Annotated in this window: 13 protein-coding genes; 8 read left to right on the top strand and 5 right to left on the bottom strand. The window is 52.7% G+C overall.

From position 1 onward, the window contains the following. Positions 1–22: 22 nt before the first annotated feature. Entirely contained in the window at positions 23–544 is a 522-nt protein-coding gene (locus K3T83_RS37805; protein ID WP_220208064.1) for a helix-turn-helix domain-containing protein, read from the bottom strand. A gap of 204 nt (positions 545–748) precedes the next feature. Here K3T83_RS37805 and K3T83_RS56595 point away from each other — a divergent pair, with 204 nt between their 5' ends. Together K3T83_RS56595 and K3T83_RS56600 are read left to right on the top strand one after the other, a co-directional pair. Further along, positions 749–1,525 carry an ISL3 family transposase gene (locus tag K3T83_RS56595; protein WP_236065082.1) on the top strand — a complete coding sequence of 259 codons (777 nt, stop codon included), beginning with the start codon at positions 749–751 and terminating at the stop codon, positions 1,523–1,525. A 126-nt stretch (positions 1,526–1,651) separates the two neighbouring features. After that, a complete protein-coding gene (locus K3T83_RS56600; RefSeq protein ID WP_236065083.1) occupies positions 1,652–2,395 on the top strand; it encodes a transposase in 744 nt (247 codons plus the stop codon). An 80-nt stretch (positions 2,396–2,475) separates the two neighbouring features. On the opposite strand, the gene K3T83_RS37815 is transcribed toward K3T83_RS56600, so the two are convergent. Continuing rightward, positions 2,476–2,985: an AAA family ATPase gene (locus tag K3T83_RS37815; protein ID WP_220208065.1), complete on the bottom strand. Its 510-nt coding sequence runs from the start codon at positions 2,983–2,985 to the stop codon at positions 2,476–2,478. A gap of 416 nt (positions 2,986–3,401) precedes the next feature. Between K3T83_RS37815 and K3T83_RS37820 the strand changes: the two genes are divergently transcribed. The 3 genes from K3T83_RS37820 (at position 3,402) to K3T83_RS37825 (ending at position 5,289) form a co-directional block, all read left to right on the top strand. Further along, positions 3,402–3,863 (top strand): hypothetical protein, encoded by a 462-nt coding sequence (locus K3T83_RS37820; RefSeq protein WP_220208066.1) that lies wholly within the window; start codon positions 3,402–3,404, stop codon positions 3,861–3,863. A gap of 122 nt (positions 3,864–3,985) precedes the next feature. Beyond that, positions 3,986–4,117, top strand: coding sequence for a hypothetical protein (locus tag K3T83_RS57400; RefSeq protein WP_268963506.1), 132 nt, complete (start codon positions 3,986–3,988; stop codon positions 4,115–4,117). Positions 4,118–4,419: 302 nt separating this feature from the next. Then, on the top strand, positions 4,420–5,289 hold the full coding sequence (locus K3T83_RS37825) for an endonuclease/exonuclease/phosphatase family protein (RefSeq protein ID WP_373324563.1): 870 nt from the start codon (positions 4,420–4,422) through the stop codon (positions 5,287–5,289). A 234-nt stretch (positions 5,290–5,523) separates the two neighbouring features. Here the strand turns inward: K3T83_RS37825 and K3T83_RS37830 are convergent, their stop codons facing one another. Together K3T83_RS37830 and K3T83_RS37835 are read right to left on the bottom strand one after the other, a co-directional pair. Then, positions 5,524–6,570 (bottom strand): hypothetical protein, encoded by a 1,047-nt coding sequence (locus tag K3T83_RS37830; RefSeq protein WP_220208068.1) that lies wholly within the window; start codon positions 6,568–6,570, stop codon positions 5,524–5,526. After that, positions 6,551–7,021, bottom strand: a complete 471-nt coding sequence (locus K3T83_RS37835) for an AAA family ATPase (RefSeq protein ID WP_220208069.1) — start codon at positions 7,019–7,021, stop codon at positions 6,551–6,553. The genes K3T83_RS37830 and K3T83_RS37835 overlap by 20 nt, the downstream gene beginning before the upstream one ends. Positions 7,022–7,084: 63 nt before the next feature. Between K3T83_RS37835 and K3T83_RS37840 the strand changes: the two genes are divergently transcribed. Then, entirely contained in the window at positions 7,085–7,801 is a 717-nt protein-coding gene (locus tag K3T83_RS37840) for an IS6 family transposase (RefSeq protein ID WP_220208070.1), read from the top strand. Between the two features lie 202 nt (positions 7,802–8,003). On the opposite strand, the gene K3T83_RS37845 is transcribed toward K3T83_RS37840, so the two are convergent. Then, entirely contained in the window at positions 8,004–10,331 is a 2,328-nt protein-coding gene (locus K3T83_RS37845; RefSeq protein WP_220208071.1) for an ATP-binding protein, read from the bottom strand. A gap of 276 nt (positions 10,332–10,607) precedes the next feature. On the opposite strand from K3T83_RS37845, the gene K3T83_RS37850 reads away from it, so the two are divergent. Both K3T83_RS37850 and K3T83_RS37855 read left to right on the top strand, forming a co-directional pair. After that, entirely contained in the window at positions 10,608–11,540 is a 933-nt protein-coding gene (locus K3T83_RS37850; protein ID WP_220208072.1) for a hypothetical protein, read from the top strand. A gap of 87 nt (positions 11,541–11,627) precedes the next feature. Then, a complete protein-coding gene (locus tag K3T83_RS37855; RefSeq protein ID WP_220208073.1) occupies positions 11,628–12,029 on the top strand; it encodes a hypothetical protein in 402 nt (133 codons plus the stop codon). The last annotated feature ends 205 nt before the right edge of the window (positions 12,030–12,234 follow it).

The following is a 12,234-nucleotide window of genomic DNA, read 5'->3' on the forward strand; positions in this document are numbered from 1 at the left end:
TGAAAATCTTTCTGCAGAAGACTCATCCACAACTATGCAATAAGCGATTTGTTATAGCGTTGGCATGAAATGATTGCTGCCGATATAAGAAATCAAACTCCTCACGATAGGTAGCTGCTCCTTGGCTGACCAGCGTTACAAGTATCAGAACGAGATGCTTGATGATGTGGCGAACACGATCATAACTAGGGGGAGGCCATCCCTGCGGCTGGGCAATAGACGTGATTTGACGGCGAATAGCGACCATCAAGCGCGGACGGGTTTGTAGGACCTGCCCCTCAATCAATTGGATCGCTGTGCCTTCCAGTTTGCGAGATTTTCCTTTATTAGCGTACGAGACGTCGTTGACCAGTCCAGAGAGACCCATCTCTTGATAGCGCTTAATCCAGAGTCGGATCCTACTGGGAGCTTTCTTGGAGGCACTCGCCACCTGTGCCTGGGAGATTCCATCTTCGAGAGCCGTACGGATAATGATAAACCGTTCTAAAGCTTTTGCTCTTTGAGCATTAGGGCGTGTTGTGAGTGGGAATAACAGTTCTGTCATGATACGTTTCTGCCCGCGCGAAAAAAGTCAACAACACTATCTTCTCTAGTAGTATATCCAATTAGCAGAATAATTGCCAACAAATCAACAACTTAATGGATCTGGCACACTCCCGGTGATTCCGCTTGTTTGCTTGATTCAACCTATCGATTGACATATGCTTCTCTGGAAAGAGCCGTGTTTCAGAGAAGGATCAGACCTGCGATGAGGGACGCCAAGCCAGTCCTGGCCCTACCCGAAGGATTCCAGTTCGTGGGATTCGAGAAACGAAATGATATGCTGACAATGACCCTTGTATCTACGCAGGTATCTCCCTGTTGTCCACTGTGTGGAAGCGCCGCTAGGCGGGTGCATAGCTGCTACACGCGTCGCGTGGCCGATCAACCCTGCGGCGGGCAATCTCTTCGTTTGCTCATCCAGGTCCGCAAATACTTTTGCGAGGAGAGTACCTGCCCACGAAAAATCTTTGCAGAGCGTCTCGTCCCGTTCGTTGACCCGTTCGCGCGTGTGATCAAGCGGCTCTGTCAGATCGTGCAAATCATTGGTCTGGCAACCGGCGGTCGGCTCGGGGTGCGTGTTACGGATCGCTTAGGCATCCAGACCAGTCGTCAGACCATTCTGCGACGCGTCATGGACCTGGCCACAAAACCAGCTGGCCAGGTCCCACGGATTGGCATTGACGACTTTTCCTTTAGGCGGGGACATACATTTGGAACGATCATTTTGAAACTCAAAACGCATAAGATGCTCGAAGTGCTGCCAGACAGAACCGCAGAAATAACTGCTGCCTGGATGGCGACGCACCCGGAAATTGAGCTGATGAGCCGGGATTGCGGGAGAGACTACACTTCTGCTGCGGCGACTGGTGCTCCCCAGGCGGTTCAGTGTGCCGATCGGTTCCATATCCTCAAGAATTTAGGGGAGGCAGTAGAAGGATGCGTCGCACGCCATCTGGCAGCGAAGCGCAAAACCCAAACCTAGGACATCTTTGAGGAACATCAACCCCTCGAATAAGCTTCCCGAGCAGTCAGACGTTCTCCTAAAGTTGAGCACCTGCAACAAGCATACTGGGAGGAGCGTCTTGCCCGGTATGAGCAGGTAATTGCGTTGCGTAAGCTTGGGATGAGCCAAGCCGCAATTGCTGAGCGTGTGGGCGTCAGTTCGAGCACAGTCAGCAACTGGCTTGCTGTTGGCGCATATTCTGAAACCACGCGCGGCTCCTATGTCAGCCGCATCGACCCCTATCTGCCGTCTCTGTTTCAGCGGTGGGAGTCGGGATGCCACGCTATGGTTCGCCTTCATCAAGAGATCGTGGCGCGAGGCTACAAGGGATCGTATGCGAGTGTGCAGGATCACCTGATTCGTCGGCTTCCCGGAGGCAAAAAGAACACATGTAAAGGAGCCAAGCTCTCCCCAGCTCCTCTTCCAGTGCGGCAGGTGATGCTTCTTTTCCTGCGCCGACCTGAAGACTTGGATCAAGAGGAGCGAGGGGCCATTCTTCAACTCCGCCAAAGCCATCCCGAATTGGACTTGGCGTATACTCTTGTGCAGGAGTTTGCCAAAATGCTGCGCACGCACACCGGAGAAAACCTTGATGCTTGGCTGGCCAAAAGCGTTGCCAGTCAGATCCCCGAATTCCAGAACTTCGTTCTGGGGATTGGACGAGATAAAGCTGCGGTGCAAGCGGGCCTGACGCGGCCCGAAAGTAATGGGATCGTCGAGGGCAAAGTCAATAAGCTGAAGCTGATCAAGCGTATGAGCTATGGCCAGGCAGGCTTCCCTACGGCTCGCACCAACGCGTCCTCCATGCCTTGTAGGAGGCCAGAAAGAATCTTCCCCACCTCATCATAGTCCGATTGGTTGAGGTGATTCCTCCCCATTGGACGCGCAACCCAACCCTTGCCTAGTCCATGTCTGTAGAAAATCAAGCATCAGGGCTGTGACTGCATCAGTTGAAGCAAGGTCGCCATGACCTCTTCAAGAGGGGCACTGGTATCGATCTCGTATCCCGCAGCGCGTCTGAGCCTTGGTTCGATGCTTTCCACCAAACTCAGCACGCGAGCGACCTCCTCGGGCCGCTTGCCGTACTGATTGGTGGTTCTGATACGCAATCGTTCTACGATGACCGAAGCTGGTGCGCTCAGCAGAACGATGAGATCGAACTGGGGAAAGAACTTCGGCATATTCTCCGCACATCCGCTGACAAACAGCACATCGGTGTCCTCCGTGGACAAGAGCTCTTGTATGCAGTCCTCTCGCCATACCCAATCCCTGTTCCCGTCCACCGGCGTGACTTCGGCAGAGGCGTCGCCTTCGACCTCCACCCACTGGGAGAACTCGTCACCATCCGCATCCACCGCCTTGTATCCACGAGCAGCAAGCACGCGAGTGACCGTGGACTTGCCGGCTCCAGACATTCCCGTCAAAAGAATTCGCTTCATGACACCATCCTCTTGCTGTAACAGTAAGGCCGACCAGCCTGATCAAACAGGGGAGCATAGGGAGTTCTATGGTTGGTGGAAATGATCATATCACAGGAAGCAAGCGAGTGGAATCACCGAGAGTGTGCCAGATCCTTATTCAAAATTTACAGTATCGGGTAGGAAGGAAAAGTGGACTCAGCGTGCAATTTTACCATAAAGTGGAACTCCACCGTTTTCAGTGATGCTGCTGACGTTAAGTACACAAAATCATTGAAGAGGGTCGAAAGAATGTTCGCTCACAAAATCCCATGATGGACGGCGTTCATAGCAGTGAATCCCTCTCGATTCTGAGAGAGCGATGGCATCACAAGCTGGCTGCGGAGCCAGACGCTCAAGGACGCGAGAGACCAGCAGATCTTCTGAGGAGAAAGTCCATGGAGGAAACTTCACAGCTCATCTTTCGGATCAGCCTTTGGCGGCCATGGTTGCTAGCCATAATACTGTTAGCACCTCTTCCAGCTTTGGGCGTGATCGTCTCCGTTGTTGCAGGCTCGCTCGCTGTAGCGGCTTCTGTCCTGCTCGGCTTTGCTGCCATTGCAGTGGCCTTGCTCCTGCTAATCGGCTTGAGCATTAGAGCGAGTCGCTGGCACGTCTCCGCAGCAGGGATTGGCGGCAGAAACAACGCGTTGGTTTACCATCATCTTTCTTGGTCGGAAATCGAGTCCGTCGAGCCGTGGTTGATTCCTGGGTATCAGTACTTGCAGGTCAACGGGAGAGACAAACGGCACGCGTTCTGGTTGCCCTTGTTTTTGACCGATATGCCCGGCTTTCGCTCCGCTGTAGCGACGTTAGCTCCGCCGAGTAACCCATTACGACGATACCTGGAAACTCACTAGAGATAGCCCGGAACTTCTGCTAACGACGCATAGCACTTTGTTAAAGGGGCATTCGACATAATGGGGAGCGGCAGAAGTTTCGGCTGTATGCAGAGCGACTCCGTGAGCGCCGCAACTATGCGATGCATTACAAGGATGCTGATGAAGATGAACTCTGGTTCACCTATGATGAAACGGGGCATCTTCTCCTGGAAGCAACCACCTATTTTAACCAGTTCGCTGAACTACTTACTGCTCTTCATACGCATCCTTAATAGATTCAATCTTTGCTCTTTGAGAGACGTCTGCTGAAATAATTCGTCAGATCGCAGTTCCCTAGAATTACTGAAGGGAGAAAGCCGTGGCACCTCCAAACTACTTATGTGTGTTTATCGCCGATCCAACAATCCAAGATGATGTACAAGATGTGGGCCTCGGCCCTGACTTCAGCCCGCCAAAGTGGACCATTTGGGAATGCCACCTAGGGATTATTTCCTGCCAAAAACAGAGGAGTGGCCTTTACTAAGGTGGCCAAAAACAAGAGGGAGAGACTATAGTGAAACTCATCTCATGGAATGTGAATGCTCGTGTGAAAGATGGACGAAAGCAAGTGAACGTTTTGAGCCAACAAAAACCGCATGTGGTGGCTTTCCAGGATGTCAGAGCGACCTCTGTAAGACAGTACGAACAAGCTTTTGCGGAAATTGGCCTGCGCTATATCCTCCATACATTCCAAGATCCCTCTGATGAAGCAACTCCTACTGGAGTTCTCATAGCGAGTTGCTTTGAGCTTGAACGGCTTCCTCACCTCCCATCATCAGCGCTTTGGCCAGAAGGGATGCTGTCACCCCATCCAGAGAAAGTGATGAAGCATTGGGCGAAGCGAATGTTGTTTGCTACGTTGCAAAGCCCCTGGGGGAAGATAGATCTCTACAACGCTTATGTCACTCCAGGTTTACATAAGGAGGGCACTTCTGCAGGTCGGAAAATATACTCGTCGATTAAACTGGATTTGCTCACTGGCATTTATCATACGCTTGCCACACCTTCTGACCGGCTTCGTATCCTGTGTGGCGACTTTAATACACCACAAAAAGAAACAATCACAGGGGAAACTATTACCTGGGGACAGAGCTACAGCAAGAGCAAGGGCTGCTACTATGTGAGAAGGAAAGAAGTAGAGCGACACAAGGCTGAATTCCGTGTCCTGCGGGGGCTTGCTGATTATGATTTGTCTGATGCTTATCGGCGAGTTCATGGGTACAGATCGGAAAAAGTATACAGTTGGAGAACGTATCGCTATGATCATATTTTTGCCTCACAAGCACTTGTTCCTCTGAGCATCTCCTACCTAAATTTGCTCCAAGAGCATCAATTGAGCGACCATGTACCTATTGAAGCGATTTTTGTTCCTAAAACGGTTCCTCAAGTGGCCGAAATTGTCTAACGGTATGTCCGAGAATCTCGCACGCAGTCGGACAAGGTGAGAGGAGGCAGGGAATTGTGAGTTGTAGAGTGCTTCGCATGTGTCTTGCTAGGAGTGCATAGATTCCTTTCAGAGCCAGACGTTCTACGAATGGTAGGAGAAGATCGTTCTACCGCCGGGCTCGCTCTCATCTCACAGGATGGGGCGTGTTCTATCAAGCCTGCAAGTTGGCGCTCTCGGGGACCAGGAGCGACATCATTCGATCTCCTCTGAATCGTGCTTTTTGAGAATTCTGTCGAATTCAATCGTGCCTCCGTTTGGGGAAGGAATGTGCCAGTAGTGCAGGCGCCAGCCAGCTCCCTTTGGCACAAGCTCTAGCCTCCAGGCCTTTGCCCCATCACGTTTTCTGATGCGTGGAGGGGAAGGAGGATCGGCTTCATAGAGGGGGTGCAGGTGACAGTTGAGATCTTTGATGGCGTTGGCCGCGATGGCAGCGGCAAAATAGATAAATTTCGTCAGGACGATCCGGTTAGTTTCGAGTCGGTGCTGCTGGATCGAGGCAAAAAAATGTGGGCCAAAGGTGAAGGAGAGCAACGTACGCTCTGACCAATATTTGCTCCCTTGCGCTGCTATGGCCTGACGTACTCCAGTTTCGCCCAACTTCCAGAGGGCAATAATGGGAAGCGGTTCCATCTCCTCGGGGGTAAAGAGCAGGGGAAAGGCTTCCCCAAAGCGCTGCTCATACAACTCCTCCCTCGGAGAGAGGAAGGAAGCCTCCCCAAAAACCTCCAGTGTTTTTGTTGGCGAGGGGAGCATCGCAGTTGCAATGGCGAGGGTGCAGGCAAGCGGGATCTGTTTGGATTTGCTGGCTGCTGCCAGAGCCAAAAGCCCGGCAAGATCCCCTTGGAGAGGAGTGGGTTCACGCGTAATCGCTTGGGAAGGGACAATGTTGTTACACGTGGCCTCGATAAGCGAACCAGCCGCAAGGATCTCTCGTTCGAGCGCCTCCTTGAGGGAACGAGAGTCCTGGAGGGAAAAGGTGGTGAACACGTGGATGATGGCGTGAATATCGATGTCCAGGTGATAGCGCCGCTGCCACAGGCGCAAGGTCTGAAGATTGGGCAGATGAGTGTAAGGGAGATGCTTGAGGATGAGCGCGGCACAATGATACCACTGGAACGGAGATGTGTCCACCTCGCGTAACCAGCGTTGCAGGTGTGAAATCCACTGCGTAATCTCTTGCTCACCAGCAGAAGGGGGAGGGACAAGAAGGATGATGGGATCAACGAGGATCGCTTTCATGCTGTTCTGCCTCCTTGCGTAACACGGCTTCTGTGATCTGTTCTTGTTGTAGGAGCGTTTCATCGAAGAAGCCCTCCGGCCAATTAAGGATGTTGTCTCGTGGCGAAATCTGCACTGGCTCAAAGGTGGTCGTCCCCTGCTCGTCCTGTGTGGCAAAGTAGATGGCACATCGGCTTTGCTTCTGTTCACTAGTTTGCACCATGTGATAGCGGAGTTGGTTGACGAGGTTTTCGCTATGCGTTTCGATCACACATTGTTTGCCGCAGTGGGCAAGGCCGAGAAAGAAATCACCCAGCCGTGACTGAATGCGTGGGTGCAGGTGCAACTCGGGCTGCTCAATGACGAGCAAACTTCCTTCAGGGGATAGCAAGCCCATCACGAGCAGAGGTAGGATCTGGCTGGTGCCGACCCCTACGTGAGGAAGGGTGCGAGGTGGCTGGCTTGCTGTCAAGTGAACCTTCCAGGGGTATTGTCAACTTGGTAATGTAGCTGAACACTCTGCTACAATAGCTGCATGAAAACAAACACTCCTCCTCCCGATTACAAAGGCTACCGCTTTCCGCCTGAAATTATCAGCCACGCAGTGTGGCTCTATTTCCGTTTCTCACTCAGCTTTCGCGATGTGGAAGAGCTTCTGGCGCAACGTCGGATCGTCGTGACCTATGAAACGGTGCGGCAATGGTGCTTCAAGTTTGGGCAAACCTACGCCAATACATTGCGCCGTCGTCGTCCTCGTTGCGGTGACAAGTGGCACCTAGATGAAATGTATCTAAAGATCAACGGGAAAACTCATTCCCTCTGGCGGGCTGTAGACCAGGATGGAAATGTGCTGGATATCCTGGTCCAAAGCCGACGGAACAAACACGCAGCCAAACGCTTTTTTCGGAAACTCCTCAAAGGACTCCAGTACATCCCACGCGTGCTCATTACTGATAAACTGAAAAGCTATGGCGCGGCCAAACGCGAGATCCTGCCTGGAGTGGAACATCGGCAGCACAAAGGACTCAACAATCGAGCAGAAAATTCACATCAACCCACGCGATTGCGAGAAAAGAAGATGCGGCGCTTCAAATCAGCCAAACATGCACAACGCTTTCTTTCGGCCTTTGGCCCCATCGCTGGACAGTTTCAACCGCGACGACACCGTTTGAGTGCTAGGGAATACCGTGCCATTTTACGGGGCCGATTTCTGGTATGGGACGAGATCACCGCAGTAAAGCTCATCGCATAACAGTCAATCCTCCCCACTATTTCACCGCCTTCAGTCTCTCTTCTCTTTATACCTCAGTAATACACTGCATTCCTACAAACAAGTTGACAATACCCTGTTTCCTCATCAGCAGGTAGGGCCGAACCCTTATCTTGATCAAGCTCAACTCCTGACCATCGTTGGGCCGGTGGGATACCAGTTGGCAAGCAACTAAACAACCTTCTCACGCATCAAGTGCCTGGGTCATAGCTTGTTCGAGTGTCATCTCGCGTCCTTCTGTCCAGGCAGCCTGGAACGTTGCCTCATCGAGATGAGCGCGGATAGTGGCGATCATGCCAGCTATTTCTGATGCATCGCTCGGGATCGGAACGGTGACAGCTCCCAGTCTCTCTAAGGCTCTTTCCGATGTGCCAAACAACTTTGTCGCGAGCTTGGGCTGGCCCAACGCACCCAATGCCCCTGCAAGAATTACCAGCGCTTTTGCCTGGTCAAGTTGATGGTTCATTGTACGAGCTACCTGCAGCCCCTGGCGTCCCAGATCTCTGGCACGTTCAGCATCCCCTTCATGCAAGGCAAGGAAGGTGAGGTTCTTGTACATCAAGCCGATCCGGCGGATTTCTCCTGTCTGCTGGCAGAGGGCGAGACATGCTTCATACGCTTGCCTGGCTTGATCGTCATCGTTATTATAACGAGCGATTTCCCCCACGATATTGAGTGCCTGGGCTATCCCCGGCGGATTCGCCAGTTCGCGGAACAGGGTCAGGCTTTCCTCAACCAGCGGCATGGCTACCGTACGATCACGAAAGAGCGTGTAGCCCAGGAAAAGGAGCGCCCAGGCCACCTGAAGCCGATCCCCTAACGCGCTCGCAACTTCAAGTACTCTTCTGAACAGGGAGGCTGCCGCATCGAGATCGTAGAGAAAGGCAAAGTGTCCGGCGCTGAGCAGGAGCTTGGGATGGTACACCAGAGGGACTTCATTAAGTCGAGTGAAGAGCTGTTGAGTCCAACGGCGGCCTTCCATGTGATGTCCATTACCGTACCAGAACAGGCACAGAGCCCCCGCTAATCGTATCCCCAACTCCACATTTCCCCCGCTTAATGACCAGGAAAGGACCGTGCGTAGGTTTTCCAGATCCTGTGTAAGCCGTCCAGACCACCGCTCGAAGCCTGCCAGTCGTAACTCGGATTCAGCACGTTCGGCCAGTTCGACGAAATAGGAGGCATGCCGTCTGCGCATAGGTTCCTCTTCACCGCTGGTTTGCAGGCGCTCACGAGCATACTCCTGGATCATTTCCAGCATGAAAAAACGCGGTTCACCGTTTGGCATCTCTTTCTGCTGCACCAGATGTTTATCCACCAGAGACGAAAGGGCGTCTATCACATCAAGAGAGAGACCTTCAGAGCAGATGCTCTCGATGGCCTTGAGTGTACTGCCGCCACGAAAGACGGTCAGACGTGCCAACAAGCGTTGCTCCTGCTCATTCAACAGAGTATAACTCCATGCCACGGAGCTATACAGAGTTTGCTGACGCGAGGGGACGTTGCGTGAACGAGCGGTGAGCAGACGCAAAGGGGAGACCTCCCTCGTCCCTTCCAGCCGTTCCAACAAGGCGTGTGGGGTGAACAATTTACAGCGTGCCGCAGCCAATTCAAGAGCCAGGGGAATCCCGTCAAGGCGCGTACAGATGCGTCCAATCACCGGAGCGGTCACCTCACTCACCTCAAAGTGGGGTGAGACCAATTGCGCGCAGCGCACAAAGAACAACCCGGCCTCCGATTGTATGAGGTTCTGGGCGGAAGGTGTCTCAACTTCTGGAAGAGAGAGTGGGGGGACGAGGTATTCCTGCTCTCCGACAAGGCGTAACGGCTCTCGACTGGTGACGAGGACTTTGAGACGCGAAGTGGTCGAGAGCAACTCGGAGACCAGTGGAGCCTCCTTGAGTACATGCTCGAAGTTATCAAGCAGTAGCAGCACCTCTCGCCGCGCCAGCGCTCGTTTCAGCGTCTCCGACAGTGCTTCTGTCGGATGTTCCATTACCCCAAGCGCGGAGGCGATGGCGTTGGCAACCAACCTCGGATCTGAGAGGGGGGCAAGATCCACGAAGCAGGCACCATCAGCGAAGGTGGGAGCCATCTCCTCAGCCACCCGCAACGCCAGCCGCGTCTTGCCCACGCCTCCGATGCCAGTCAGGGTCAACAGCCGCGAGGCATGCAGCAAGCGCTGCACTTCCGCCAGTTCACGACTGCGTCCGAGAAAGAAGCGTATCTGGACGGGAAGAGGGGGCATGGAAACGAGTGGAGGCGGTTGTGAGACCGTCCTCTGCGATGATGGGTTTCTAGCGAGCAGGCCCAGTTCCTCGGCACTTTTGCCAAAGAGGGCGCAAAGTTTCACCCGGAAATAGGCGCTGGGCTGTTGGATGCCTCGTTCCCAGCGTGTGACACTCACAATTGTAGTTCCTAGTTGCTCCGCCAGATCACGTTGCCGCCAGTTCCGCGCGATGCGCTCTTGCCGGAGTCGGTTGGTGGTATGAGACCGATCAGAGGGTGGCATCTTGCTGCTCCTTGTTCTTCATCCATAAGAGAAAAGCGAAAGGGGATAGCGTGTTCAAGAAGATAGACGGGCAAGCCGACCATTTTTAACGCCAAAAGATCACTCGCCGATTATTGACGATCTTTCCTGGCGGTACAGCTTGTGAGTACAATCAAGGCAAGGAGGTTGAGAGCCACAGAAGACTGGAATTCTCGCAAGAGTAAAAAGGCATTGGGCGTTTTTACTCCCTCCGCAACTATTGTGATTGCTAAAGAAATGAAATACCAGGAGGAACATATGGTTCAAGTAAGAAGGAAGGAAGAGACACTTTCTCAGGAACACCTGACCGGGCGGCAGATGGCATTTGATCAGAGTCATGCTTACGTTGTCGAAACACGGGCGCGGCAGGTCCGCCTTACAACTATTGAGGTTGTTGACAAGACATCATCGGCTCAAAACGCCTTTTTTGGTGTCCCTGGAACATTAACCGTCTTCATTGCCAGGAAAGGTTCTGATGCCCTTCACGAGCTTCGCCAGGCTCTCAACTCAGGCGGGAAAGATTTGTTACAGGTATATCACAAGATCGTTGAGCAGACGGTAGCGAAGATCGGAGGCTGGACCCCGGAAGAAACCGTTCAGGCTACCATCCAGCAATCCGTCTTTGCTGATCTGCGCTATGGCGAGACCACTCTGGCTCAAGGACTCAGTGTCCTGCAAGGGCTTGATATGAGGATGCTCTTCCTTCCCTACAATGGTGGACGCTTAGCGCCGGAGGGCCTCATCCTGGCTGAACGGTTCACCAAAGGTTCCGACGTTGCTTTGGAGGCACTGGTGGTACGAGTCGATCCACCGCTCACGCCAGCTGAAAAGTTTGCTCTCCAACTTGTTCCAGCAGATCTAGCTATTAACAACTCAGAACCAATTCAAACTGTTGTAGCGGCGGATGTGGCGGCAATTGCGCTCACGGTGGCAGCAGTAGCAGCTACTCCGATCGGAGTCGCAGCCGTAACTGTTGATGAGGTAGTAGTAGGACTGATAGCTCTCGTGGGGAGAACACCGTATGATCTGGAGTTCCATATTACTGAAGAGACGCTCAAACAAGTAGGGCCTACGGCATCCGTTCACAAACTGCTCGCAATGCGTCGTGACTTCCTTTCTAACCCGAGGAGAGAGGCTGGGCTATCAGGAGCAGCAACCTCTGTCAGAGAACTGCTCAACACGCGGCGGTAAATACTTTCGCTAACACGATTGAGCCTGGTACTGTTGGAATTTACAGACACCTTGAAAAGGCATGTAATCACTTACCTGGAGGAACACATGATTCAATTGAGAAGCCGTGAAGTCACTCCCTCGCAGGGAATCACCCCGGCAGAAATGGCGGCCCTCCAACTGGTTTCGGTTGATCAAGCTATGAGCAGCGTGAGCGCTAACAAAAGGGGTGATACTACCCGGGTAGCAGCAACAACTGTTTCCAACACAAAAGAAGGTCGTATAGAAGAACTAATAACAGCATGTTATTGTGCCTACATGACGATATGTGAATGCATAGAAGCTGAGCGTGTTGATATTCCTGAAGAGGCGCTCGAACAATTAGGGCCTGCGGCATCTGTACGCAAACTGCTTGCAATGCGCCATGATCTCCTTGCTAATCCGAGGAGAGAGGTCAAACCATTAGAGGCAGCAACCTCTGTCAACGAACTGCTCAAGACGCGGCGGTAAATACTTTCAACGGACTTTCTCGATAACCGAGGAACACGTTGACTCAATGCATAGGATACGTGTGGTTGCTAGCGTCGATGGTGGAGAATAAAGAGTGAAAAGGGCATTCTACGCTCATATGGTTGCCCTCTCTACTCGACGTACTCACGTGCGATTACAACACATTGGCGTATCCTATGCCCTGATCACCTTAAAATGAGGAGCT

Source organism: Reticulibacter mediterranei, assembly GCF_016587455.1.